The sequence below is a fragment of the Pseudomonas sp. MG-9 genome (assembly GCF_018729515.1).
Taxonomy (GTDB): domain Bacteria; phylum Pseudomonadota; class Gammaproteobacteria; order Pseudomonadales; family Pseudomonadaceae; genus Aquipseudomonas; species Aquipseudomonas serboccidentalis.
This window is the reverse complement of sequence record NZ_JAHHZH010000002.1, coordinates 543,204-566,068: the sequence shown is the minus strand read 5'-3', so window position 1 is coordinate 566,068 and position 22,865 is coordinate 543,204. Positions and strand designations below refer to the sequence as shown.

Sequence of the window (22,865 nt, the reverse complement as noted above, 5' to 3'; positions counted from 1 at the left end):
TCCACTCACGCCTTGTCCGTCGCGGATGCCGACGGCAAGGTGAACCCGGATACCGAACGGCGCAGCTGACTGGCCATCTTCGCCAGGTTGCCGATGCTTTCGGCGGTGGCGGTGGAGCCGGACGAGGTCTGCGTGGTGATCTGCTGGATCACGTTCATCGTCAGGGAAATCTGCCCGGCCGACGAGGTCTGTTGCTGCGCCGCGTTGGAAATGCTCTGGATCAGGGCCGCGAGGGTCTTCGATACGCCTTCGATTTCTTCCAGGGCCACACCGGCATCCTGCGCCAGCCGCGCACCGCGCACCACCTCGGTGGTGGTCTGTTCCATGGAGATCACCGCTTCGTTGGTGTCGGTCTGGATCGCCCGCACCAGGGTTTCGATCTGCCGGGTGGCGGCGGACGAGCGTTCGGCCAGACGCTGCACTTCGTCGGCAACCACCGCGAAACCGCGCCCGGCATCCCCGGCCATCGAGGCCTGAATCGCTGCGTTGAGGGCGAGTATGTTGGTCTGGTCGGCAATGTCGTCGATCAGGCTGACGATGTCGCCAATCTCCTGCGAGGACTCGCCCAGACGCTTGATGCGCTTGGCGGTGTCCTGAATCTGTTCGCGGATGTTGTCCATGCCGTGGATGGTGTTGTGCACCACCTCGTTGCCCTTGTTGGCAATCTCCACCGAACGCTCGGCCACCGCCGAGGATTCAGCGGCGTTGGCCGACACCTGATCGATCGACTGGGCCATGTCGCTGATCGCCGTGGAGGCTTCGGAAATCTGCTGCGCCTGATGCTCCGAGGCCTGGGCCAGGTGCATCGCGGTGGCCTGGGTTTCCTGCACGGCGGCGGCGACCTGGCCGGCGGTGAGGTTGATGGTCGCCACCAGATCGCGCAGTTGGTCGACGGAATAGTTGATTGAGTCGGCGATGGTCCCGGTGAAGTCTTCGGTCACCGAGGCGGTCACGGTGAGGTCGCCATCAGCAAGGTCTTCGATCTCGTCGAGCAGACGCATGATCGCGTTCTGGTTGCGCTCGTTCTTCTCGGCGGTCTCGCGCAACTGGCGATTGGTTTCGCGAACCATGACCATGCCGATCAGGATGATCGAGGCCAGCGCCAGCAACCCGAGCACGTAGCCGCCGATGGTGTCAGTATTGCGCCCGCCGGCGAGGTTTTCGAAACCGGTGGCCAGGTGCGAGGCTTCGTCGAGCAGGGTTTGTGACAGGTTGAAGATGTTGCCGGCCGACTCACGAACCTTGAACAGTTCCGGCGAGGTTTCGAGGATTTCATCCACGGAGCCGGAGACGAACTGGAACAGCTCGGAAATTTCACTCAGGCGCGCACGGGCATCGCGGTCTTCGACCTGGCTGATTTTCAGCGTCGGGTTGCCCTGCAGCATGCCGTTGAGCACCTGGCCAAAACGCGTGGCATCGCGACCGAAGGCATCGGCGGCCTGCTGCGAATTCTCGTCACCGGCCAGCACAGTGTTGACCGCGCCGAGGATACGTTCGGCCAGCAACGATTGACGCTGGGCCATCGCCACTTGCGCCGCCGGTGCGCCACGTTGCAGGAGAATCTCGACGACTTTTTCGTATTCGATCTGCAACTGCGGCACGGTTTCGGCCAGCGTCGCGGCGACCTGATGCAGCGACAGCACGGTCTGCTCGCTGGAGAGAATCGCGTCGGTGTTTTTCAGCAGGCGTTCCCAGTCCAGCTGCACGGCGCGCATTTCCGGGCGCACGGTGGCCGGGGCAGGTGGCAGGCCGGTGGCCGGGTCGCCCTTCTTCAGGTAGCCCCAGCGCTGGGCAAAATCGTTGCGCGCATCGCTCAGCAGCTTGAACGCGGCAGCCTTGCCGGCGGCGGCTTCGGTGGCGTTCTTGGCGATGCGTTGCGACAGCACACGCAGCTCACCGGCGTGGCCGATGTACTGTTTGTCGTAGTTGGCCTGGGTGTTGAGGTACGCGAAGTTGGCGAACAGCAGCATGATGAACACGATCAGTGCGATGAACAGCACGATGATCTGCGAGCGACTGCGCGACCCTTCTGCCGACTTGCCTGTTTTTGCTTTTGTCATCGGTCCTCGCCTGTTTGAAGCTCACCCGTAGAACCTGTAGGAGTGAGCCTGCTCGCGATTGAACGATAACGCGGTGTGTTTGATACACCGCGGTGCCTGAATCGCGAGCAGGCTCACTCCTACAAGGGATCTTTGTTGTTACGGTTATATCGCGACGCTCATGAACACCGGCGATTTGGCCAGTGCAAAAAGGCTGAACACCCGCCAGTTCTGCTCGCGCCGGAAATAGCCTTTGACGAACTCGGCCTTGGAGCCCTGGCGCTTGCTGATCGAGATCGGCTCGAAGCTGTCCTGCTCGAAGTGCTGCAAGCCGAACACCTCATCAACCAGCAGCCCGGCGAACACGTCCTGATGCTCCACCACCAACACCCGCCGGTGTTTGCGCAGCGGCGACAGTTCGTGACCGAAGAATCCGCACAGATCCATGATCGGCAGCAGGCGCCCACGCAGGTTAGCCACCCCTTTGACCCACGGTTTGACCCCGGGCAACTGAGTGAAGCGCGGCTCGTGCAGCACTTCGCTGACTTCGCCCATCGGCGTCACGTACCAGTGCTCGCCAAGGCGAAAACCGATGCCGCTCCAGCGATCCTGGCGACCGGGCTGCGACGGCAGGTCCGCCGCCAGCAGGCGACAGCGCTGGTCGATCTGCCACAGCAGTTCGAACGCGGTCAGCGATTCGCTCATGGCCGCACGATCAACCGGCCAGCACGTTGTTCAGGGTCTTGATCAGCATGTCTTCTTCGACCGGTTTGGTCAGGTAATCCTTCGCGCCCTGACGGGTGCCCCAGACCTTGTCGGTTTCCTGATCCTTGGTGGTGATGATGATCACCGGGATATGGCTGGTCTCGGCATCCTTGGTCAGTTGCCGGGTGGCCTGGAAGCCGTTGAGGCCGGGCATGACGATGTCCATCAGCACGGCGTCGGGTTTTTCCTGACGGGCCAGGGCCACGCCGTCGGCACCGTTTTCGGCCTTGAGCACTTCATGACCGTGCTTTTCCAGCATGCCGGTGAGTTTGTACATTTCAGTCGGCGAATCATCGACGATCAGGATACGTGCCATGGTCTTCCCCATTTTTCTTGTCGACATCCGGCCCGCTGGCCGAGCGTCACTGTACGTGTCTTACTGCGGCAAAACGGCAGCGAAGCCCGGAACGTGGGCCTGAATCGCGTTGAGCAGTTCTTCCTTGCTGAAAGGCTTGGTCAAAAATTGATCAGAACCGACAATCCGTCCCTTGGCCTTGTCGAACAGCCCGTCCCGCGACGACAGCATGATCACCGGCGTGGCCTTGAACGCACTGTTGTTTTTGATTAAAGCGCAGGTCTGATAACCATCCAGACGCGGCATCATGATGTCGACAAAAATGATTCCGGGGTGGTTGTCGGCGATCTTGGCCAGGGCGTCGAAACCGTCGATGGCCGTGATGACCTCGCAGCCCACATTCTTCAACAGCGTTTCGGCGGTGCGACGAATCGTTTTCGAGTCATCGATCACCATGACCTTCAAGGCGCTGGACTGCTGTTCCATAAGGGGCTCTACCGTCGCCTTTGCGAATCAAATTGTCCGTTTTGCGATGAGTAATGGCTGGAAACCCTTGATACTCAAGGGCCAGCACGCTATGCCAGCCTTTTTAGCACAGTCTCCAGATGCAATCTATCGACGGGTTTTTCCTTGACCGAAAACCCGCCCGGCGCCACTCTGGCGGCACTTTTTCAATACCGATCCGGTAGCCAATTTTCGAGGAAAACCCAATGAGCGTTCGCGTCGGGATTGTCATGGACCCTATCGCCAGCATTTCCTATAAAAAGGATAGCTCGCTGGCCATGCTGCTGGCCGCGCAGAAACGTGGCTGGGAACTGTTCTACATGGAACAGCGCGACCTGTATCAGGCCGAAGGTCAGGCCCGGGCGCGCATGAAGCCGCTGAAAGTCTTCGCCAACCCGGAAAAATGGTTCGAACTGGACGCCGAGCAGGACAACCTGCTGAGCGATCTGGACGTGATCCTGATGCGCAAGGATCCGCCGTTCGACATGGAGTTCGTCTACTCCACCTACCTGCTGGAACAGGCCGAAGCCGCTGGCGTGCTGGTGGTCAACAAGCCGCAGAGCCTGCGCGACTGCAACGAAAAGCTGTTCGCCACGCTGTTCCCGCAGTGCACGCCGCCGACCATCGTCAGCCGTCGCCCGGACGTGCTGCGCGAATTCGCCGATCACCACGGTGACGTGATCCTCAAGCCGCTGGACGGCATGGGCGGTTCGTCGATCTTCCGTCACACCGCCGGTCACCCGAACCTGTCGGTGATCCTCGAAACCCTGACGCTGCACGGCAAGCAGCAGATCATGATTCAGGGTTACCTGCCGGCCATCGTCGATGGTGACAAGCGCATCCTGATGATCGACGGCGAACCGGTGGATTACTGCCTGGCGCGGATTCCGGCCCAGGGCGAAACCCGTGGCAACCTCGCCGCCGGTGGTCGTGGTGAAGCGCGTCCGCTGACCGACAAGGATCGCTGGATCGCCGCGCAAGTCGGCCCGACCCTGCGCGAGAAAGGCCTGCTGTTCGTGGGTCTGGACGTGATTGGCGAGCACCTGACCGAAATCAACGTCACCAGCCCGACCTGCATCCGCGAAATCGACAACGCGTTCGGCACCGACATCGGCGGCATGCTGATGGACGCGATCGAAAAGAAGCTGCAAGCTTTAAGCGCCAAGCCGCAAGCTTGAAGCCGGCCCGCGTCAGCTTGAAGCTTGAAGCTTGCGGCTCGTCGCTTGTTTCTATGTAGCTTGCAGCTAAAAACCAACATTGCGTTATCATGCGCAGCCTCTGAAAAACGCGATGTTGGTTTTCTTGTCATGACCCTCCCGTCCGATCTGCCCGTTGAACTCGCCCATCGTGGCGTGCGCCCGGCCGATCGCCTCGGATTTACCCTGTTTCTCGCGGCGCTGATTCATTTGGCGCTGCTGCTGGGCGTCGGCTTCACCATGGTCGAGCCCAAGCAGATCAGCAAAACCCTGGAAATCACCCTCGCCACCTTCAAGAGCGAAACCAAGCCGAAAAAGGCCGATTACCTCGCTCAGGAAAACCAGGAAGGCAGCGGCACCCTGGACAAGAAGGCGATCCCCAAGACCACCGAGGTCGCGCCGTTCCAGGACAATCAGGTCAAGAAAGTCACCCCGCCTCCGGCCGCCAAGCCGGAAGTCCGCGAAGCGGCGCCCAAGGCTGCGGTGACCACGGTGGCGCCGAAACAGCAAAAGGCGCCGACCAAGAAAGAAGAAACCAAAACCGAGACCAAGCCAGCGGTCAACGCACCGACGTTCGACAGCTCGCAGCTGTCCAGCGACATCGCCAGCCTCGAAGCGGAACTGGCCAACGAACAACAGCTGTACGCCAAGCGCCCGCGCATTCACCGCCTGAGCGCCGCCTCGACCATGCGCGACAAGGGCGCCTGGTACAAGGATGAGTGGCGCAAGAAGGTCGAGCGCATCGGCAACCTCAACTACCCGGAAGAAGCCCGACGCAAGCAGATTTACGGCAACCTGCGCCTGATGGTTTCGATCAACCGCGACGGCTCGCTGTATGAAGTGCTGGTGCTCGAATCCTCCGGCCAGCCGCTGCTGGATCAGGCGGCGCAGCGCATCGTCCGGCTGGCGGCGCCATTTGCACCGTTTACCGGTGATCTGTCGGACATTGATCGACTGGAAATCATCCGCACCTGGAAATTCGCCCGGGGCGACAAACTGTCCAGCAATTAAAGGCAAGATCAAAAGATCGCAGCCTTCGGCAGCTCCTACAGGGGAATGCAGGTCAAGTGTAGGAGCTGCCGAAGGCTGCGATCTTTTGGCGGCTTCAGCTTGTCAGTTCGCCCCCTGAACGCCACACTATCGCTCATGAAAAACGTCAGCCCCAGCTACCTCAAGCATCACTTCCTGATCGCCATGCCGCACATGGCCGACCCGAACTTTGCCCACACCTTGACCTACATCGTCGAGCACACGGCCAGTGGCGCCATGGGGCTGGTGGTCAATCGACCGCAAGAGCTGAATCTGGCTGACATTCTCGAACAACTGCGCCCGGACATCGAACCGCCAGCACTGTGCCAGCATGTGCCGATCTTCATTGGCGGTCCGGTGCAGACCGATCGCGGTTTCGTCCTGCACCCGGCGGGCAAGACCTTTCAGGCCACCGTCGAGCTGGATGGTGATCTGGCGCTGTCCACCTCGCAGGACGTGCTGTTCGCCATCGCCGACGGCGTGGGCCCGGCGAAAAGCCTGATCACCCTCGGCTACGCCGGTTGGGAAGCCGGGCAACTGGAGGCTGAACTGGCCGACAACGCCTGGCTGACCTGCCCGTACGACGCCGATATCCTGTTCAACACCAGCAGCGAACTGCGTCTGGAAGCGGCGGCACGGCACCTGGGGATCAACCTCAGCCTGCTGACCAGCCAGGCGGGGCACGCCTGATGGCCCTGCGCCTGATTCTCGGCTTCGACTACGGCACCAAACAGATCGGCGTTGCGGTCGGCCAGGTGATTACCGGCCAGGCCCGCGAGCTGTGCACCCTGAAAGCGCAGAACGGGGTGCCGGACTGGAACCAGGTCGAAGCCCTGTTCAAGGAATGGAAACCCGATGCTGTGGTGGTCGGCCTGCCGCTGAATATGGACGGCACGCCCAGCGAAATGTGCCTGCGCGCCGAGAAATTCGCCCGGCGCCTCAACGGCCGCTTCAATGTGCCCTTCTATACCCACGACGAACGCCTGACCACCTTTGAAGCCAAGGGTGAACGCCTGGTGCGCGGCGGGCAGAAAGGCAGTTACCGCGATAACCCGGTGGACGCCATCGCCGCCGCCCTGCTGCTGCAGGGCTGGCTCGATGAAAACACTGCATTGTTTGAATCCTGACAAGCGCTTCGGCGCTTTTCTTTTGAGCTACGACCCGAGCCGCGTCCAAGGACCCGGCTCGACCCCAAGAAGGAGCAACCATGAGCCTGCCAAATCCCGCCGATCTGATCAGCCAGATGGCAATCCGCCTCAAGGCGCATCTGGCCCAGCGCGGCATCAGCGAACCGCGCTACATCGGCATCCGCACCGGCGGTATCTGGGTGGCGCAGGCCCTGCTCAAGGAGCTGGGCAGCGATGCGCCGCTGGGCACGCTGGATGTTTCTTTCTACCGCGACGACTTCAGCCAGAACGGCCTGCACCCGCAAGTGCGTCCCTCGGCCCTGCCCTTCGAGATCGAAGGCCAGCATCTGGTGCTGATCGACGACGTACTGATGAGCGGTCGCACCATCCGCGCCGCCATGAACGAACTGTTCGACTACGGCCGTCCGGCCAGCGTGACCCTGGTCTGCCTGCTGGACCTGGACGCTGGCGAACTGCCGATCCGCCCGAACGTGGTCGGTGCGACGCTGTCGCTGGCCGCCCACGAGCGGGTCAAGCTGTCCGGCCCTGAGCCGTTGGCGCTCGAACTGCAAGACCTGAACCCTTAATCCGCCCTATTGAGAGTCCCCCTCGCGATGACGCCTCTAGAAACCAAGCGCCCGCTGCAGCTCAATGATCAGGGCCAGCTGCGCCACTTCCTCTCGCTCGACGGCCTGCGCCGCGAGTTGCTGACGGAAATCCTCGACACTGCCGACTCGTTCCTCGAAGTCGGTGCCCGGGCGGTGAAGAAGGTCCCGTTGCTGCGCGGCAAGACCGTGTGCAACGTGTTCTTCGAAAACTCCACGCGCACCCGCACCACCTTCGAACTGGCGGCCCAGCGGCTGTCGGCGGACGTGATCACCCTGAACGTGTCGACCTCCTCGGCCAGCAAAGGTGAAACCCTGCTCGACACCCTGCGCAACCTCGAAGCCATGGCCGCCGACATGTTCGTCGTGCGCCACGGCGATTCCGGTGCCGCGCACTTCATCGCCGAGCATGTCTGCCCGCAAGTGGCGATCATCAACGGCGGCGACGGCCGGCACGCGCACCCGACCCAGGGCATGCTCGACATGCTGACCATCCGTCGGCACAAGGGCGGTTTCGAAAACCTCTCGGTGGCGATCGTCGGCGACATCCTGCACTCGCGGGTGGCGCGCTCGAACATGCTCGCCCTGAAGACCCTCGGCTGCCAGGACATCCGCGTGATCGCGCCGAAGACCCTGCTGCCGATCGGCATCGAGCAGTACGGCGTCAAGGTCTACACCGACATGAACGAAGGCCTGAAAGACGTCGACGTGGTGATCATGCTGCGCCTGCAGCGTGAGCGCATGACCGGCGGTCTGTTGCCCAGCGAAGGCGAGTTCTACCGCTTGTTCGGCCTGACCACCGCGCGTCTGGCCGGCGCCAAACCCGACTGCATCGTCATGCACCCGGGGCCGATCAACCGGGGTGTAGAGATCGAATCGGCAGTGGCCGACGGCCCGCATTCGGTGATCCTCAATCAAGTTACCTACGGCATCGCGATCCGTATGGCCGTGCTGTCGATGGCCATGAGCGGACAAACAGCCCAGCGCCAATTCGAGCAGGAGAACGCCCAGTGAAGCTCAGCATTCTCGGCGCCCGCGTCATCGATCCAAGCAGCGGCCTGGATCAAATCACCGATATCCACGTTGAAGCCTGCAAGATCGTCGCCCTCGGCGCCGCGCCGGCCGGTTTCACTGCCGTTGAAACCATCGACGCCCAAGGCCTGGTCGCTGCGCCAGGGCTGGTCGATCTGAACGTCGCCCTGCGCGAGCCGGGCTACAGCCGCAAAGGCAGCATTGCCAGCGAAACCCGCGCGGCGGCGGCCGGTGGCGTGACCAGCCTGTGCTGCCCGCCGAAGACCAAACCGGTGCTCGACACCTCTGCAGTGGCCGAACTGATCCTCGACCGTGCCCGCGAAGCCGGCAACACCAAGGTGTTCCCGATTGGCGCGCTGAGCAAAGGGCTGGACGGTGAACAGCTTGCAGAGCTCGTTGCTCTGCGTGACGCCGGGTGCGTGGCATTCGGCAATGGTCTGGAGAGTTTCCGCAACACCCGCACCCTGTGCCGGGCGCTGGACTACGCGGCCACCTTCGACCTGACAGTGATTTTCAATTCGCAGGATCACGATCTGGCCGATGGCGGCCTGGCCCACGAAGGCGCGGTCGCCAGCTTCCTCGGTCTGCCGGGCATTCCGGAAACCGCAGAGACCGTGGCCCTGGCCCGCGATCTGCTGCTGGTCGAGCAGACCGGCGTGCGTGCGCACTTCAGTCAACTGACCAGCGCTCGCGGTGTGGCCCTGATCGCCCAGGCCCAGGCCCGTGGCTTGAAGGTCACGGCGGATGTCGCGCTGTACCAGTTGATCCTCACCGATGAAGCGCTGATCGACTTCAGCAGCCTGTATCACGTGCAACCGCCGCTGCGCACCCGCGCCGACCGCGATGGCCTGCGCGAGGCGGTGAAGTCCGGCGTGGTGTCGGCGATCTCCAGCCATCACCAGCCGCACGAACGCGACGCCAAACTGGCGCCATTCGGCGCAACCGAGCCGGGCATCAGCAGTGTTGAACTGCTGCTGCCGCTGGCGATGACGCTGGTCGAGGATGGCCTGCTGGACCTGCCAACCCTGCTCGCGCGCCTGAGCGCCGGCCCTGCGGATGCGCTGCGTCTGCCGGCGGGCAAACTGGCGGTGGGCGGTGCGGCGGATATCGTGCTGTTCGATCCGAAAGCGTCCACCGTGGCCGGTGAAGGCTGGCTGTCGAAGGGCGAGAACTGCCCGTTCCTCGGTCACAGCCTGCCGGGCGTGGTGCGTTACACCCTGGTGGATGGGCGGATCAGCCACCAGGCCTGAAGATCAGAGATAGCAGGCTGTAGTGGCCTGCTATCTCTTGATAGTTTGTTCGATAGCGACAAACATCCTTACTGGGAAATTTCGCTTAAATTCATTGTTCGCAATATCCATCTCCCTCTAGCCACTTCAACCGTTAAATCTACACCAAGCGGCGTAGGAAAGCGGCCGCCTGCCATAAAGAAATATCCGACGCTTTACACGCCCGTAAAAACAGCTTCGACACAATCAGAAATAGCCTACAAAGTTCTCGCAGGCGAAACTTTCGCACAGCCATTAATATAAAACTGCTAGAGGGATAACCATCACCCACAAGGATGAACATATGAAAAATGGACTTACGCTCCCCCCTATTATCACCAGAGGCACAACTGGAAACTCTGGCGGCTTTACAGTCGACTCCGGTTTCAGATGGGGAACCTACGCAACAGCAGATTGGCAGGGCGCAGGAGAGGCCATCGTAACCAATGACGGTCAAACCTATTCACTACCACTGAGCAATGGCCCAGCAATAACCTCAGCAGAAATGGATATGTTTCATGCCTGGCTTGAAATGAAATCCGGAATTAAAGCCTTCACCTATGAACTGCAAATGGCAAACAAAGCAATTAATAACGACGCCCTAGGTGGAATTCGTGACCTCTGGAGAATCACAGAAAGCGACAACTATTTACTAAGCAACTCCGCCACTATCAGCCATGGTTATTTCAAGAACAAAGTCATCAACTTCAGTTTGGCTGATTCATTTGCGGCGCAGCAAAAACTTAGCGCCATAGAAGCATTGATCAAAGTTTCCGCGACTGCTCCGTACAATCTGAATTACGAAACACTCACAACCGAGCTTTCTGGAGGTACTTTCAGCCCGATCAAAGCCTTTGCTCATTACCTCTGGGGAAATGGTGAGAGGATGAGGGTCAACATCAACAATATTGGCCTGAGTGTCAGGGCCAACGAACTGCCCTTACTTGCAAGCTCTATCGCGAGCACTCGAGAAGCCGGCACTTATTACTTATCTGACCCGAAGATCCCTTACGCCACCATTAATGACAGCAATGTCACCGGAGCTTATCTAGGAAGAATAACGTTAAAGATGGACGGAAACTTCACGCGGGACAAAACAGGATCCTGGGTTTTCGATGGCGTTATCAGAGCCTATACTGATACTTACGACTTCGACGCAAGCAACAGATCAACTGCCCTTGAGTTATTAACGACAGCAGGCAGAGTATTTTCCGGAACACATTATGAAATCGACATTTTCGGCGAGCATAAAATAAGGCTAAGCGGAACTGGATTTCACCCTACCCCGTGACCATCAATAACTCTACAGACATCTGCACAACGGAGAGCGAATGAGAAGAACTTACAGACTAATAAGTTATTTGTACCCGATCGTTCTCGCACTTACATCTGGCGCAGGAGTACTCATACTAATAAAAAATCTCAAAGCAGGAACATATGACGTAAGCCAGGATTCAATCGGCCTGCCCATTGGTGTAACGCTGATGGTTTTTCTGATACTGGCACTAACGCACCTACTGCAGATTCTCTTATTACGCTGGGCATGCGCCAACTCGTTTGCGGCTTTATTACTGAAAATATCAGCATACTTGATTGCAACAGTATCGCTACTGATTTTGGTGGACAGGATTGTGTATTGGTCCATACCCAATCACGCCGTCATCGCAATACTTTATGGCGTCACTGCCATTACATTTGTCGTTTTCCAAATGCAAACCATCGCACAATTGAAATAACATAAATGCAAGACAGGATGTCGAGGGGGTTGCCTGCCAGCGCGCGAAGTGCGTCGACGATCTGCCCCCTCGCCATCGCTTACTGAAAGGCGCCGCGCCCTTCGGCGTTACGCACCGAGACCTGATCGTTCAGCGTCCAGAAGTCATACAACACGCCGATAAAGAACAAGCCGCCGGTCAGCAGATACAGCAAACCGCTGATCCACTTGCCCTGGTACATCCGGTGCACACCGAACACCCCCAGAAACGTCAGCAGAATCCACGCCACGTTGTACTCGATCGGGCCTGCGGTAAAACGCAGATCCGCCTCGCGATCCATCGCCGGGATCAGAAACACGTCGATCAGCCAGCCAATGCCCAGCAAACCGAAGGTGAAAAACCAGATCGTCCCGGTCACCGGCTTGCCGTAATAAAAACGGTGAGCGCCGGTAAAGCCGAAAATCCACAGCAGATAACCGATCACTTTGCTGTGCGTATCCTGGGGTTGAGCAACCTGCTGATAGCGGTTCATGAATGGCCTCTTTAGCGTCGATAGATAAATTTTTTCTGCATCTGTGTGACTTTTTTGTGTCGAGCCGACAAGTGGTTCGCGGGCGTTACACCTTGCTCAAAGCCTTGTGGGGCCTGGGTTCTGTCCGACAATTGCACCTGATTGCTGCTTGTTGGGCGAAATTGCCCCCCGGGTTGAATCGACAAACGGCCTCGGAAGGGACAAAAAAGCTGTTATAAAGTTGCGCGCTACCACCTAAGAGCCACGCCTAATGCGACCATTTTTCAAGACATGGCTAACTATTTGCCTATTAATGCCACTGGCCGCCCACGCCACCAATCGTGAGCAACGTCTTCCCAACGTTAACGGTTTTACCCCTAAATCCCATGCTTCGGCTCCTTCGAGCAAGAGCAGCAAACAAACGAAACACACCACGCTCGCCAGCAACAATCACGGCAAGCTGGTTCCGCCGATGGCGAACAAGGAAAGCAGCAACGTCCTGAGCCGTGCGGTGAACGTCCTCGGTACTCCTTATCGTTGGGGCGGCAGCAGCCCAAGTAAAGGCTTCGACTGCAGCGGCCTGGTGAAATATGCGTTCAACGACGCCACCTTCGACCTGCCGCGCACCTCCAACGCCATGGCCAGCGGTCATGGCGAGAAAGTCGAGCGCAAGGATCTGAAGCCGGGCGACCTGATTTTCTTCAACATCAAGAGCCGTCGGGTCAACCACGTTGCCATCTACCTGGGCAACGACCGCTTCATCCATGCACCGCGTCGTGGCAAAGCGGTGAGCATCGATACGCTGAACAAGCCGTATTGGGAGCAGCACTACGTGGTTGCCAAGCGTGTGTTGCCGAAAGAGCCTGGCGGCAAGCAGATGCGCGTGGTTCAACGTTAAGCTTTCGAAGCAAGATCAAAAGATCGCAGCCTTCGGCAGCTCCTACATTGGGATCAGCATTTCCCTGTAGGAGCTGCCGAAGGCTGCGATCTTTTGCTTTTGGCATTTAGAAATTATCCGGTGTACGCGCCTTCTCCCGCGCATGCTCGCGACTGATCAAGCCCTTGGTCACCAGCTCCTTCAGGCACATGTCGAGTGTCTGCATCCCCAACGACCCACCGGTCTGAATCGCCGAATACATCTGCGCCACCTTGTCCTCGCGGATCAGGTTACGGATCGCCGACGTTCCCAGCATGATCTCGTGCGCCGCCACCCGCCCACCGCCGATCTTCTTGATCAGGGTCTGCGAGACCACCGCCAGCAACGATTCCGACAGCATCGAACGCACCATCGACTTCTCGTCCCCCGGGAACACATCCACCACCCGGTCGATGGTTTTCGCCGCCGAGGTGGTGTGCAGGGTGCCGAACACCAGGTGCCCCGTCTCGGCGGCGGTCAGGGCCAGGCGAATGGTTTCCAGGTCGCGCATCTCGCCCACCAGAATCACGTCCGGGTCTTCGCGCAGCGCCGAACGCAACGCAGTGGCGAAGCTGCGGGTGTCGCGGTGCACCTCGCGCTGGTTGATCAGGCATTTGCGCGATTCGTGAACGAACTCGATCGGGTCTTCGATGGTGAGGATATGGTGATGCCGATGGGTGTTGAGGTAATCGATCATCGCCGCCAGCGTGGTCGACTTGCCGGAACCGGTCGGCCCGGTCACCAGCACCAGCCCGCGCGGCGCGTCGGTGATCTTGCGAAAGACATCGCCCATGGCGAGGTCTTCCATGCTCAGCACTTTCGAGGGAATGGTGCGGAACACCGCGCCGGCGCCGCGGTTCTGGTTGAACGCATTGACCCGAAAGCGCGCCACACCGGGGACTTCGAAGGAGAAATCCGTTTCCAGGTGTTTCTCGAAGTCGACCCGCTGGATGTCGTTCATGATGTCGTAGATCAATTCATGCACTTGCTTGTGATCCAGCGCCGGCAGATTGATCCGCCGCACATCACCGTCGACGCGGATCATCGGCGGCAGGCCGGCCGACAGGTGCAGGTCGGAAGCGCCCTGTTTGGCGCTGAACGCCAGCAGTTCAGTGATATCCATTGCGTCCCTCAATTCCAGTAGAATGCCGCGAACCTTCAGACCGCCGGCGCCTCTTGATGTCCACGATAGCAGACAACATCCTTCAGGTTAGTTCGCGTATCCAGGCAGCGGCCAAAGCTGCAAACCGCGATGAACACAGCATCCAGTTGCTGGCCGTCAGCAAGACCAAACCGGCGCAGGCCCTGCGTGAAGCCTACGCCGCCGGCCTGCGTGATTTTGGCGAGAACTATCTGCAGGAAGCCCTGGGCAAACAGCTCGAACTGGCCGACCTGCCCTTGATCTGGCACTTCATCGGCCCCATTCAATCGAACAAGACTCGCGCCATTGCCGAGCATTTCGACTGGGTGCACTCCGTGGATCGCCTGAAAATTGCCCAACGCCTGTCCGAACAGCGCCCGGCCGAGCTGCCGCCGTTGAACATCTGCATTCAGGTCAACGTCAGCGGTGAAGCCAGCAAGTCCGGCTGCACCCCGGCCGACCTGCCGGCGCTGGCCGAGGCCATCAGCGCCCTGCCCCGACTGAAATTGCGCGGGCTGATGGCGATTCCCGAGCCGACCGAAGATCGCGCCGAACAGGACGCCGCTTTCGCTGCCGTGCAACGTTTGCAGACCAGCCTGAATCTGCCGCTCGACACACTTTCCATGGGCATGAGCCACGACCTCGAGTCGGCCATCGCCCAAGGCGCCACCTGGGTGCGGATCGGTACCGCCCTGTTTGGTGCTCGCGACTACGGCCAGCCATGACATGGCTGACATATCTCTGAATAAGGACCTGACATGAGCAACACACGTATTGCCTTTATCGGTGCCGGCAACATGGCCGCCAGCCTGATCGGCGGCCTGCGCGCCAAGGGTCTGCAAGCCAGCCACATCCGCGCCAGCGATCCGGGCGAAGAGACCCGCAAACGCGTCAGCGCCGAACACGGCATCGAAACCTTCGCCGACAATGCTCAGGCCATCGATGGCGTCGACGTGATCGTGCTGGCGGTCAAGCCACAGGCCATGAAAGCCGTGTGCGAAGCCATCCGCCCAAGCCTGAAACCGCATCAGTTGGTGGTCTCGATCGCTGCCGGCATCACCTGCGCGAGCATGACCGCCTGGCTCGGCGAGCAGCCGATCGTGCGCTGCATGCCGAACACCCCGGCGCTGCTGCGTCAGGGCGTCAGTGGCCTGTACGCCACCAGCGAAGTGACCGCCGAGCAGCGTCAGCAGGCCGAAGAGCTGCTGTCCGCCGTGGGCATCGCGCTGTGGCTGAACGAAGAACAGCAACTCGATGCGGTCACCGCCGTCTCCGGTTCCGGCCCGGCGTATTTCTTCCTGCTGATCGAAGCGATGACCGCCGCTGGCGTCAAACTCGGCCTGCCGAAGGAAATCGCTGAGCAACTGACCCTGAAAACGGCTCTGGGCGCCGCACACATGGCGGTCTCCAGCGATGTAGACGCTGCCGAGCTGCGCCGCCGCGTGACTTCGCCAAATGGCACCACAGCGGCCGCAATCAAATCGTTCCAGGCCGGCGGCTTCGAAGCCCTGGTCGAAACAGCACTCGGCGCCGCCGCGCACCGCTCGGCCGAAATGGCCGAACAACTGGGCAAATAAGGAGCCTTACATGATTGGATTGAACACCGCAGCGGTTTACGTGCTGCAAACCCTCGGCAGCCTGTACCTGCTGATCGTGCTGCTGCGCTTCGTCCTGCAACTGGTGCGGGCGAACTTCTACAACCCGCTGTGCCAGTTCGTGGTCAAGGCCACCCAGCCGCTGCTCAAGCCTCTGCGCCGGATCATCCCGAGCCTGTTCGGCCTGGACATGTCGTCGCTGGTCCTGGCGATTCTGGTGCAACTGGCACTGATGGCCCTGACCCTGCTGCTGACCTACGGCACCACCGGCAATCCGCTGCAGCTGTTTATCTGGGCGATCATCGGCGTGACCGCGCTGTTCCTGAAGATCTTCTTCTTCGCCCTGATCATCAGCGTGATCCTGTCGTGGGTCGCCCCGGGCAGCCACAATCCGGGCGCAGAACTGGTGAACCAGATCTGCGAGCCGGCGCTGGCACCGTTCCGCAAGATTCTGCCTAACCTCGGCGGTCTGGACCTGTCGCCGATCTTCGCGTTTCTGGCGCTGAAGCTGATCGACATGCTGGTGATCAATAACCTCGCGGCGATGACGATGATGCCGGAAATCCTGCGCCTGCTGATGTGAGCTGGTTTCGCTGGGACGGGGACGACCTGATCCTCGAATGTCATCTGCAGCCGGCAGCCCGCAGCGATGATTTCGCCGGGCTGCACGGTGATCGCCTGAAGATCCGCCTCACCGCGCCGCCAGTCGAGGGCAAGGCCAATGCTTATCTGATGGGCTTTCTGGCCAAGGCGTTTGGGGTATCCAAGAGCCAGGTCAGTTTGCTCAGCGGCGAGCTGAACCGGCAGAAACGGGTGAAGATTTGTTCGCCGAAGAAGCTGCCGGATTTGCCGGGGCTGGCGCGTCCGGTCTGATCCACCCAGTCGCCCCATTCGCGAGCAAGCTCGCTCCCACAGGGGATCGCATTCCAATGGGGGAGCGAGCTTGCTCGCGAAGGCTTCACCTCGGTCTCGCTGAATGAAATCAGGCCCGATCGTTGCTTGCCGCTAACCCCACCGGTCTTTAGACTTACGCCTCATTTCAACGAGAGCAGGGTCGATGCCAGCTGCCTTTCCCCCCGATTCTGTTGGTCTGGTGACGCCGCAAACGGCGCACTTCAGTGAACCCCTGGCCTTGGCCTGTGGCCGTTCGCTGCCCGCCTACGACCTGATCTACGAAACCTACGGCACGCTGAACGCACAGGCGAGCAACGCCGTGCTGATCTGCCACGCCTTGTCCGGGCATCACCATGCCGCCGGCTATCACAGCCCCGACGACCGCAAGCCCGGTTGGTGGGACAGCTGCATCGGCCCGGGCAAACCGATCGACACCCACAAATTCTTTGTGGTCAGCCTGAACAATCTGGGCGGCTGCAACGGCTCCACCGGCCCGAGCAGCATCAACCCGGACACCGGCAAGCCGTTCGGTGCCGACTTCCCGGTGCTCACCGTGGAAGACTGGGTGCACAGCCAGGCACGTCTGGCTGACCTGCTCGGCATCCGCCAGTTCGCCGCGGTGATCGGCGGCAGCCTCGGTGGCATGCAGGCCCTGCAGTGGACCATCACCTACCCGGATCGCGTGCGGCACTGCCTGGCCATCGCCTCGGCGCCAAAACTGTCGGCGCAGAACATCGCCTTCAACGAGGTGGCGCGCCAGGCCATCCTCACCGACCCGGAATTCCATGGCGGCTCGTTCCAGGAACACGGTGTGATCCCCAAGCGCGGACTGATGCTGGCGCGGATGGTCGGGCACATCACCTACCTGTCCGACGACTCCATGGGCGAGAAATTCGGTCGCGGCCTGAAGAGCGAAAAGCTCAACTACGACTTCCACAGCGTCGAGTTCCAGGTCGAAAGCTACCTGCGTTATCAGGGCGAAGAGTTCTCCGGCCGTTTCGACGCCAACACCTATCTGTTGATGACCAAGGCGCTGGATTACTTCGATCCGGCGGCGAACTTCGACGATAACCTGGCGAAAACCTTCGAGAACGCCACGGCCAGGTTCTGCGTGATGTCGTTCACCACCGACTGGCGCTTCTCCCCGGCCCGCTCGCGGGAGCTGGTGGACGCGTTGATGGCAGCACGCAAAGACGTCAGCTATCTGGAAATCGACGCACCACAGGGCCACGACGCCTTCCTGATTCCGATCCCGCGTTATTTGCAGGCGTTCGGCAATTACATGAACCGAATTACGGTGTGAACAAGCCATGAGAGCTGATCTGGAAATCATCCAGGAATGGATCCCCGCCGGCAGCCGCGTGCTCGACCTCGGTTGCGGCGACGGCGAACTGTTGACCTGGCTGCGCGACCACAAGCAGGTCACCGGTTATGGCCTGGAAAACGACGCGGACAACATCGCCGAGTGCGTGGCCAAAGGCGTCAATGTCATCGAGCAGGACCTGGACAAGGGCCTTGGCAACTTCGCCAGCAACAGCTTCGACATCGTGGTGATGACCCAGGCGCTGCAGGCCGTGCATTACCCGGACAAGATCCTCGACGAAATGCTGCGGGTCGGTCGCCAGTGCATCATCACCTTCCCCAACTTCGGTCACTGGCGCTGCCGCTGGTACCTGGCGAGCAAGGGCCGCATGCCGGTGTCGGAGTTTCTGCCGTACACCTGGTACAACACGCCGAACATCCACTTCTGCACCTTCGAAGACTTTGAAGAACTTTGTCGCGAACGTGATGCGAAGGTCATTGATCGGCTTGCCGTGGATCAACAGCACCGGCACGGGTGGGCCAGTAAGCTATGGCCTAATCTGTTAGGTGAGATTGGTATCTACCGCGTCAGCAGCCCGGTGCTTGCAGATCATCGGGTCGCGGTCTGAACCACGACATTTCGAGGAGAACGATCATGGGTCGCTTGATTACTGTGCTATTGGCCGCCTGCCTGAGTCTGTCGGCGGTGGCCGCCGATGCCATCAAGGGCGAACGCAAGGAAGTGTTCGGTGACGTTACCGTGCACTACAACACCTTCAATTCCACCTTCCTGACGCCCGACATCGCCAAGGCGGCGGAGCTTGTCCGCAGCAAGAACCAGGGCGTGATCAACGTCTCGGTGATCAAGGACGGCAAAACGTTGAGCGCCACCGTTACCGGCACGGTCAAAGACCTGACCAGCCAGAGCGTGCCGCTGAACTTCCGCCAGGTCACCGAACAGGGCGCGATCTACTACATCGCCCAGTACCCGGTGGAGCAGCAGGAAACCCGCACCTTTGAAATCAAGGTGCAGAACGGCGACAAGATCAACACCATCAATTTCAACCAAGAGCTTTTCCCCGGCGAATGATGAACCTCAAGCAACTCGTACTGGCCAGCCATAACGCCGGCAAACTCAAGGAACTCCAGGCCATGCTCGGCGATTCGGTGCAACTGCGCTCGATCGGCGAATGGAGCAAGGTAGAGCCGGAAGAAACCGGTCTGTCGTTCGTCGAGAACGCGATCCTCAAGGCCCGCAATGCCTCGCGCATCTCCGGGTTGCCGGCGCTGGCCGACGATTCCGGTCTGGCGGTGGATTTCCTTGGCGGTGCACCGGGCATCTATTCGGCGCGCTACGCCGACGGCAAGGGCGATGCGGCGAACAACGCCAAACTGCTCGACGCCCTCAAAGACGTGCCGCAAGCCGAGCGCGGCGCGCAGTTTGTCTGCGTGCTGGCACTGGTGCGGCATGCCGACGATCCGCTGCCGATCCTTTGCGAAGGCCTGTGGCACGGGCGCATCCTGACCGCGGCCAGCGGCGAGCACGGTTTCGGCTATGACCCGTTGTTCTGGGTGCCGGAGCGTGAGGTGTCCAGCGCCGAACTAAGCCCGGTCGACAAGAACCAGATCAGCCACCGCGCCCGTGCAATGGATCTGCTGCGCCAGCGTCTGGGCCTGAAATGACCGACAGCCCCTCTGCGTCGTCGCTGATCATCGGCGGCGCCGCCTCTTCGCCTCGGGCGCCGCTGCCAACGTTGCCGCCCCTGGCGCTGTATATCCACATCCCGTGGTGTGTGCGCAAATGCCCGTATTGCGATTTCAACTCGCACACCGCCAGCCCCGTACTGCCGGAACAGGAATACGTCGACGCGTTGCTGGCCGATCTCGATCAGGACCTGCACGCCGTTTACGGCCGTGAAATCAGCTCGATTTTCTTCGGGGGCGGCACGCCGAGCCTGTTCAGTGCCGAGGCGCTTGGGCGCTTGCTCAAAGGCGTCGAGCAACGCATTCCGTTCGCCCACGACATCGAGATCACCCTGGAAGCCAACCCCGGCACCTTCGAACAAGAGAAGTTCGTCGCGTATCGCAAACTGGGGATCAATCGCCTGTCGATCGGCATCCAGAGTTTTCAGCAGCAGAAACTTGAAGCCCTTGGGCGCATTCACAACGGTGACGAAGCCGTGCGCGCGGCCGGCATGGCACGACAGGCCGGGTTCGATAACTTCAACCTCGACTTGATGCATGGCTTGCCCGATCAGTCGCTGGAAGACGCCTTGAGCGACCTGCGCCAGGCCATCGAGCTGAAACCGACGCACATCTCCTGGTATCAGCTGACACTCGAGCCGAACACGGTGTTCTGGAACCAGCCGCCGGTACTGCCGGAGGACGATACGCTGTGGGACATTCAAGAGGCCGGGCAAGCGCTGCTGGCTGAACACGGTTACGCGCAATACGAAGTATCCGCCTACGCCCAGCCCGGACGCCCGGCGCGGCATAACCTCAATTACTGGAGTTTCGGCGACTTCATCGGCATCGGTGCCGGCGCTCACGGCAAGCTCAGCCACCCGGACGGGCGCATTGTGCGCACCTGGAAGACGCGCCTGCCGAAGGACTATCTCAACCCGGCCAAGAGCTTCCAGGCCGGCGAAAAAGCCCTGAACAATGACGAGATGCCGTTCGAGTTCCTGATGAATGCCCTGCGCCTGACCGCCGGGGTGGAATCGCACCTGTATCCGGAGCGCACCGGCCTGCCACTGGAAAGTCTCGCTGAACACCGCCGCGAGGCCGAACAAAGCGGCCTGATGCAGGTCGAACCGTCACGTCTGGCGGCCACCGAGCGCGGACAACTGTTCCTCAACGACTTGCTGCAGAAATTTCTGAGCTGAGCCCACCTCAACGGCTGCCCTAAGGAAAAACGCATGGATTTGATACTCGACCTGCTCGCCACCGTGTCCCGCTGGAGCCGCAGCAACCTCTCGGAAATCGCCCTGGCCCTGGTGGGCTGCCTGCTGGTGCTGTTCGGCGCCGACTTCAAAGGCTGGGTCGAGCAACGCCTGGGCAGCATCGCCGGCGCCCTGCGCGTACCGCTGATGGCGCTGCTGTGCGTGATCGGCAGCGGCGCAGCGCTGATTTACGCCACGCCGTGGGTTATCAAGGGTTTGAGCCAGTTCAACAACTACAGCCTGGCGCCGGTGTTGTTGGTGGTGCTCGTCCTGATCGGCGTCGTAGCCGACCGCCGCTGATCTTTCGGCCTACCCAAAACAACTGTAGGAGCTGCGGCACGCTGCGATCTTTTGATCTTAACAATCAAGATCAAAAGATCGCAGCGTGCCGCAGCTCCTACATTGGAAAGTCCGCGGGACTCAGGACAGTTTTTCGAACTTCAGATCCCACACGCCATGCCCAAGACGTTCGCCGCGGCGTTCGAACTTGGTGATCGGGCGTTCGGCCGGGCGTGGCACGCACTTGCCGTCTTCGGCGAGGTTGCGGTAGCCCGGGGCGACGTTCATCACTTCCAGCATGTATTCGGCGTACGGTTCCCAGTCGGTGGCCATGTGCAGGATGCCGCCAACCTTCAGTTTGCTGCGCACCAGCTCGGCAAAGGACGCCTGAACGATACGCCGCTTGTGGTGACGACTCTTGTGCCACGGGTCCGGGAAGAACAACATCAGGCGATCGAGGCTGTTGTCGGCGATGCAACGGTTGAGCACTTCGATCGCGTCGCAATCATAGACCCGCAGGTTGGTCAGGCCCTGGGTCAGCACGCCATTGAGCAGCGCGCCGACACCCGGACGGTGAACCTCAACGCCGATGAAGTCCTGATCCGGTGCCGCCGCGGCCATTTCCAGCAGCGAGTGGCCCATGCCGAAACCGATCTCCAGCGAGCGCGGCGCCGAGCGGCCGAACACCTGGTCGTAATCCACCGGCGCATCGGCCAGCGGCAGCACGTACAGCGGCGCGCCCTGGTCCAGACCGCGCTGCTGGCCTTCGGTCATGCGCCCGGCGCGCATCACGAAACTCTTGATGCGGCGGTGTTGGCGCTCGTCGCCTTCTTCCGTCTGGATAGGCGTGTCGTTCGATTCAGTCATCAATGGCTCTTACTTGATCAGACCATCCAGCGGCGAAGAGGCGCTGGCATAGAGTTTTTTCGGCATGCGCCCGGCGAGGTAGGCCAGACGGCCCGCGACGATCGCGTGTTGCATGGCTTGGGCCATCATCACCGGCTGCTGAGCGTGGGCGATGGCCGAGTTCATCAGCACCGCATCACAGCCCAGTTCCATGGCGATGGTGGCGTCGGAAGCCGTCCCGACACCGGCATCCACCAGCACCGGGATCTTGGCTTCTTCAAGGATGATCTGCAGGTTGTACGGGTTGCAGATCCCCAGGCCGGAACCGATCAGACCGGCCAGCGGCATGACCGCGATGCAGCCGATTTCCGCCAGTTGACGGGCAATGATCGGGTCATCGCTGGTGTAAACCATCACGTCGAAGCCTTCCTTGACCAGCGTTTCTGCGGCCTTGAGGGTTTCGATCACGTTGGGGAACAGGGTTTTCTGATCGGCCAGCACTTCCAGCTTCACCAGGTTGTGGCCATCGAGCAGCTCACGGGCCAGGCGGCAGGTGCGCACGGCTTCGATGGCGTCGTAGCATCCAGCGGTGTTCGGCAGGAAGGTGTAGCGCTCCGGCGACAGTACTTCGAGCAGGTTCGGCTCGCCTTCGATCTGGCCCAGGTTGGTGCGGCGCACGGCAAAGGTGACGATCTCGGCACCCGAGGCTTCGATGGCCTGGCGGGTTTCTTCCATGTCACGGTACTTGCCGGTACCCACCAGCAAACGCGACTGGTAAGTACGACCGGCCAGGACGAAAGGCTTGTCGCTACGAACGATGCTCATGGGGAATCCTCTTTAGGGGTGAGGGTCTTGCAGAATTCT

28 protein-coding genes are annotated in these 22,865 nt (G+C 60.5%); 20 read left to right on the top strand and 8 right to left on the bottom strand.

Features of this window, described 5'->3' with window-relative positions:
- Window positions 1-5: 5 nt before the first annotated feature.
- The 4 genes from KKQ10_RS07280 to pilG all read right to left on the bottom strand — a co-directional run bounded on the left by KKQ10_RS07280 (window position 6) and on the right by pilG (window position 3,585).
- Window positions 6-2,060 (bottom strand): methyl-accepting chemotaxis protein, encoded by a 2,055-nt coding sequence (locus KKQ10_RS07280; protein ID WP_127647909.1) that lies wholly within the window; start codon window positions 2,058-2,060, stop codon window positions 6-8.
- A gap of 144 nt (window positions 2,061-2,204) precedes the next feature.
- A complete protein-coding gene (locus KKQ10_RS07275) occupies window positions 2,205-2,744 on the bottom strand; it encodes a chemotaxis protein CheW (protein ID WP_127647910.1) in 540 nt (179 codons plus the stop codon).
- 10 nt (window positions 2,745-2,754) lie between these two features.
- Entirely contained in the window at window positions 2,755-3,120 is a 366-nt protein-coding gene (gene pilH / locus KKQ10_RS07270; RefSeq protein WP_025109154.1) for a twitching motility response regulator PilH, read from the bottom strand.
- 60 nt (window positions 3,121-3,180) lie between these two features.
- Window positions 3,181-3,585, bottom strand: a complete 405-nt coding sequence (pilG, locus tag KKQ10_RS07265) for a twitching motility response regulator PilG (RefSeq protein WP_007913673.1) — start codon at window positions 3,583-3,585, stop codon at window positions 3,181-3,183.
- Between the two features lie 224 nt (window positions 3,586-3,809).
- On the opposite strand from pilG, the gene gshB reads away from it, so the two are divergent.
- From gshB to KKQ10_RS07220, 9 genes are all read left to right on the top strand, one after another.
- Window positions 3,810-4,781 (top strand): glutathione synthase, encoded by a 972-nt coding sequence (gene gshB, locus KKQ10_RS07260; RefSeq protein WP_215500658.1) that lies wholly within the window; start codon window positions 3,810-3,812, stop codon window positions 4,779-4,781.
- 129 nt (window positions 4,782-4,910) lie between these two features.
- Complete coding sequence (locus KKQ10_RS07255) at window positions 4,911-5,810, top strand: energy transducer TonB (protein WP_215500657.1); 900 nt, start codon at window positions 4,911-4,913, stop codon at window positions 5,808-5,810.
- A 135-nt stretch (window positions 5,811-5,945) separates the two neighbouring features.
- On the top strand, window positions 5,946-6,518 hold the full coding sequence (locus KKQ10_RS07250; RefSeq protein ID WP_215500775.1) for a YqgE/AlgH family protein: 573 nt from the start codon (window positions 5,946-5,948) through the stop codon (window positions 6,516-6,518).
- On the top strand, window positions 6,518-6,955 hold the full coding sequence (ruvX, locus tag KKQ10_RS07245; RefSeq protein ID WP_003229101.1) for a Holliday junction resolvase RuvX: 438 nt from the start codon (window positions 6,518-6,520) through the stop codon (window positions 6,953-6,955). Before KKQ10_RS07250 ends, ruvX begins: the two co-directional genes overlap by 1 nt.
- A gap of 80 nt (window positions 6,956-7,035) precedes the next feature.
- Window positions 7,036-7,542 (top strand): bifunctional pyr operon transcriptional regulator/uracil phosphoribosyltransferase PyrR, encoded by a 507-nt coding sequence (gene pyrR / locus KKQ10_RS07240; protein ID WP_127647914.1) that lies wholly within the window; start codon window positions 7,036-7,038, stop codon window positions 7,540-7,542.
- A 27-nt stretch (window positions 7,543-7,569) separates the two neighbouring features.
- Window positions 7,570-8,574, top strand: a complete 1,005-nt coding sequence (locus KKQ10_RS07235) for an aspartate carbamoyltransferase catalytic subunit (protein ID WP_215500656.1) — start codon at window positions 7,570-7,572, stop codon at window positions 8,572-8,574.
- Complete coding sequence (locus tag KKQ10_RS07230; RefSeq protein WP_215500655.1) at window positions 8,571-9,842, top strand: dihydroorotase; 1,272 nt, start codon at window positions 8,571-8,573, stop codon at window positions 9,840-9,842. The genes KKQ10_RS07235 and KKQ10_RS07230 overlap by 4 nt, the downstream gene beginning before the upstream one ends.
- Before the next feature lie 322 nt (window positions 9,843-10,164).
- Window positions 10,165-11,151 carry a lipid II-degrading bacteriocin gene (locus KKQ10_RS07225; protein ID WP_215500654.1) on the top strand — a complete coding sequence of 329 codons (987 nt, stop codon included), beginning with the start codon at window positions 10,165-10,167 and terminating at the stop codon, window positions 11,149-11,151.
- Window positions 11,152-11,191: 40 nt separating this feature from the next.
- Window positions 11,192-11,596, top strand: coding sequence for a hypothetical protein (locus KKQ10_RS07220; RefSeq protein WP_215500653.1), 405 nt, complete (start codon window positions 11,192-11,194; stop codon window positions 11,594-11,596).
- Between the two features lie 79 nt (window positions 11,597-11,675).
- On the opposite strand, the gene KKQ10_RS07215 is transcribed toward KKQ10_RS07220, so the two are convergent.
- The gene (locus KKQ10_RS07215; RefSeq protein ID WP_127647919.1) at window positions 11,676-12,107 is read right to left on the bottom strand and encodes an NINE protein; all 432 of its coding nucleotides are present in this window, start codon (window positions 12,105-12,107) and stop codon (window positions 11,676-11,678) included.
- 250 nt (window positions 12,108-12,357) lie between these two features.
- On the opposite strand from KKQ10_RS07215, the gene KKQ10_RS07210 reads away from it, so the two are divergent.
- Window positions 12,358-12,984 carry a C40 family peptidase gene (locus KKQ10_RS07210; protein ID WP_127647920.1) on the top strand — a complete coding sequence of 209 codons (627 nt, stop codon included), beginning with the start codon at window positions 12,358-12,360 and terminating at the stop codon, window positions 12,982-12,984.
- 106 nt (window positions 12,985-13,090) lie between these two features.
- Here KKQ10_RS07210 and KKQ10_RS07205 read toward each other — a convergent pair whose 3' ends face one another.
- Entirely contained in the window at window positions 13,091-14,125 is a 1,035-nt protein-coding gene (locus KKQ10_RS07205; protein ID WP_215500652.1) for a type IV pilus twitching motility protein PilT, read from the bottom strand.
- A gap of 56 nt (window positions 14,126-14,181) precedes the next feature.
- On the opposite strand from KKQ10_RS07205, the gene KKQ10_RS07200 reads away from it, so the two are divergent.
- From KKQ10_RS07200 to KKQ10_RS07155, 10 genes are all read left to right on the top strand, one after another.
- Window positions 14,182-14,868: a YggS family pyridoxal phosphate-dependent enzyme gene (locus KKQ10_RS07200; RefSeq protein ID WP_215500651.1), complete on the top strand. Its 687-nt coding sequence runs from the start codon at window positions 14,182-14,184 to the stop codon at window positions 14,866-14,868.
- Window positions 14,869-14,901: 33 nt separating this feature from the next.
- Window positions 14,902-15,720 carry a pyrroline-5-carboxylate reductase gene (proC, locus tag KKQ10_RS07195; RefSeq protein WP_215500650.1) on the top strand — a complete coding sequence of 273 codons (819 nt, stop codon included), beginning with the start codon at window positions 14,902-14,904 and terminating at the stop codon, window positions 15,718-15,720.
- Window positions 15,721-15,730: 10 nt separating this feature from the next.
- A complete protein-coding gene (locus KKQ10_RS07190) occupies window positions 15,731-16,321 on the top strand; it encodes a YggT family protein (protein WP_064589644.1) in 591 nt (196 codons plus the stop codon).
- Window positions 16,318-16,611 carry a DUF167 domain-containing protein gene (locus KKQ10_RS07185; RefSeq protein ID WP_127647924.1) on the top strand — a complete coding sequence of 98 codons (294 nt, stop codon included), beginning with the start codon at window positions 16,318-16,320 and terminating at the stop codon, window positions 16,609-16,611. Before KKQ10_RS07190 ends, KKQ10_RS07185 begins: the two co-directional genes overlap by 4 nt.
- 184 nt (window positions 16,612-16,795) lie before the next feature.
- Entirely contained in the window at window positions 16,796-17,935 is a 1,140-nt protein-coding gene (metX, locus tag KKQ10_RS07180) for a homoserine O-succinyltransferase MetX (RefSeq protein WP_127647925.1), read from the top strand.
- 7 nt (window positions 17,936-17,942) lie between these two features.
- On the top strand, window positions 17,943-18,563 hold the full coding sequence (gene metW, locus KKQ10_RS07175) for a methionine biosynthesis protein MetW (RefSeq protein WP_127647926.1): 621 nt from the start codon (window positions 17,943-17,945) through the stop codon (window positions 18,561-18,563).
- A 26-nt stretch (window positions 18,564-18,589) separates the two neighbouring features.
- On the top strand, window positions 18,590-19,024 hold the full coding sequence (locus tag KKQ10_RS07170) for a DUF4426 domain-containing protein (protein WP_215500649.1): 435 nt from the start codon (window positions 18,590-18,592) through the stop codon (window positions 19,022-19,024).
- A complete protein-coding gene (gene rdgB, locus KKQ10_RS07165) occupies window positions 19,021-19,617 on the top strand; it encodes an RdgB/HAM1 family non-canonical purine NTP pyrophosphatase (protein ID WP_215500648.1) in 597 nt (198 codons plus the stop codon). The genes KKQ10_RS07170 and rdgB overlap by 4 nt, the downstream gene beginning before the upstream one ends.
- The gene (hemW, locus tag KKQ10_RS07160) at window positions 19,614-20,819 is read left to right on the top strand and encodes a radical SAM family heme chaperone HemW (RefSeq protein WP_252191509.1); all 1,206 of its coding nucleotides are present in this window, start codon (window positions 19,614-19,616) and stop codon (window positions 20,817-20,819) included. Before rdgB ends, hemW begins: the two co-directional genes overlap by 4 nt.
- A gap of 33 nt (window positions 20,820-20,852) precedes the next feature.
- Complete coding sequence (locus KKQ10_RS07155; protein WP_007913629.1) at window positions 20,853-21,176, top strand: DUF3392 domain-containing protein; 324 nt, start codon at window positions 20,853-20,855, stop codon at window positions 21,174-21,176.
- A 120-nt stretch (window positions 21,177-21,296) separates the two neighbouring features.
- Here the strand turns inward: KKQ10_RS07155 and trmB are convergent, their stop codons facing one another.
- Entirely contained in the window at window positions 21,297-22,022 is a 726-nt protein-coding gene (gene trmB, locus KKQ10_RS07150; RefSeq protein ID WP_064589653.1) for a tRNA (guanosine(46)-N7)-methyltransferase TrmB, read from the bottom strand.
- 9 nt (window positions 22,023-22,031) lie between these two features.
- Complete coding sequence (locus KKQ10_RS07145; protein ID WP_110644432.1) at window positions 22,032-22,826, bottom strand: thiazole synthase; 795 nt, start codon at window positions 22,824-22,826, stop codon at window positions 22,032-22,034.
- Window positions 22,827-22,865 lie beyond the last annotated feature (39 nt).

Bases quoted from the DNA above. Each gene is read 5' to 3' on its own strand.
- KKQ10_RS07250 (WP_215500775.1), top strand. From the start codon at position 5,946: ATGAAAAACGTCAGCCCCAGCTACCTCAAGCATCACTTCCTGATCGCC.
- KKQ10_RS07200 (WP_215500651.1), top strand. From the start codon at position 14,182: ATGTCCACGATAGCAGACAACATCCTTCAGGTTAGTTCGCGTATCCAG.
- rdgB (WP_215500648.1), top strand. From the start codon at position 19,021: ATGATGAACCTCAAGCAACTCGTACTGGCCAGCCATAACGCCGGCAAA.
- pilH (WP_025109154.1), bottom strand. From the start codon at position 3,120: ATGGCACGTATCCTGATCGTCGATGATTCGCCGACTGAAATGTACAAA.
- KKQ10_RS07215 (WP_127647919.1), bottom strand. From the start codon at position 12,107: ATGAACCGCTATCAGCAGGTTGCTCAACCCCAGGATACGCACAGCAAA.
- KKQ10_RS07220 (WP_215500653.1), top strand. From the start codon at position 11,192: ATGAGAAGAACTTACAGACTAATAAGTTATTTGTACCCGATCGTTCTC.
- KKQ10_RS07280 (WP_127647909.1), bottom strand. From the start codon at position 2,060: ATGACAAAAGCAAAAACAGGCAAGTCGGCAGAAGGGTCGCGCAGTCGC.
- KKQ10_RS07255 (WP_215500657.1), top strand. From the start codon at position 4,911: ATGACCCTCCCGTCCGATCTGCCCGTTGAACTCGCCCATCGTGGCGTG.
- metX (WP_127647925.1), top strand. From the start codon at position 16,796: ATGCCAGCTGCCTTTCCCCCCGATTCTGTTGGTCTGGTGACGCCGCAA.
- ruvX (WP_003229101.1), top strand. From the start codon at position 6,518: ATGGCCCTGCGCCTGATTCTCGGCTTCGACTACGGCACCAAACAGATC.
- gshB (WP_215500658.1), top strand. From the start codon at position 3,810: ATGAGCGTTCGCGTCGGGATTGTCATGGACCCTATCGCCAGCATTTCC.
- KKQ10_RS07170 (WP_215500649.1), top strand. From the start codon at position 18,590: ATGGGTCGCTTGATTACTGTGCTATTGGCCGCCTGCCTGAGTCTGTCG.
- KKQ10_RS07145 (WP_110644432.1), bottom strand. From the start codon at position 22,826: ATGAGCATCGTTCGTAGCGACAAGCCTTTCGTCCTGGCCGGTCGTACT.
- pilG (WP_007913673.1), bottom strand. From the start codon at position 3,585: ATGGAACAGCAGTCCAGCGCCTTGAAGGTCATGGTGATCGATGACTCG.
- KKQ10_RS07225 (WP_215500654.1), top strand. From the start codon at position 10,165: ATGAAAAATGGACTTACGCTCCCCCCTATTATCACCAGAGGCACAACT.
- pyrR (WP_127647914.1), top strand. From the start codon at position 7,036: ATGAGCCTGCCAAATCCCGCCGATCTGATCAGCCAGATGGCAATCCGC.
- KKQ10_RS07155 (WP_007913629.1), top strand. From the start codon at position 20,853: ATGGATTTGATACTCGACCTGCTCGCCACCGTGTCCCGCTGGAGCCGC.
- KKQ10_RS07210 (WP_127647920.1), top strand. From the start codon at position 12,358: ATGCGACCATTTTTCAAGACATGGCTAACTATTTGCCTATTAATGCCA.
- KKQ10_RS07235 (WP_215500656.1), top strand. From the start codon at position 7,570: ATGACGCCTCTAGAAACCAAGCGCCCGCTGCAGCTCAATGATCAGGGC.
- KKQ10_RS07205 (WP_215500652.1), bottom strand. From the start codon at position 14,125: ATGGATATCACTGAACTGCTGGCGTTCAGCGCCAAACAGGGCGCTTCC.
- proC (WP_215500650.1), top strand. From the start codon at position 14,902: ATGAGCAACACACGTATTGCCTTTATCGGTGCCGGCAACATGGCCGCC.
- trmB (WP_064589653.1), bottom strand. From the start codon at position 22,022: ATGACTGAATCGAACGACACGCCTATCCAGACGGAAGAAGGCGACGAG.
- KKQ10_RS07190 (WP_064589644.1), top strand. From the start codon at position 15,731: ATGATTGGATTGAACACCGCAGCGGTTTACGTGCTGCAAACCCTCGGC.
- hemW (WP_252191509.1), top strand. From the start codon at position 19,614: ATGACCGACAGCCCCTCTGCGTCGTCGCTGATCATCGGCGGCGCCGCC.
- metW (WP_127647926.1), top strand. From the start codon at position 17,943: ATGAGAGCTGATCTGGAAATCATCCAGGAATGGATCCCCGCCGGCAGC.
- KKQ10_RS07275 (WP_127647910.1), bottom strand. From the start codon at position 2,744: ATGAGCGAATCGCTGACCGCGTTCGAACTGCTGTGGCAGATCGACCAG.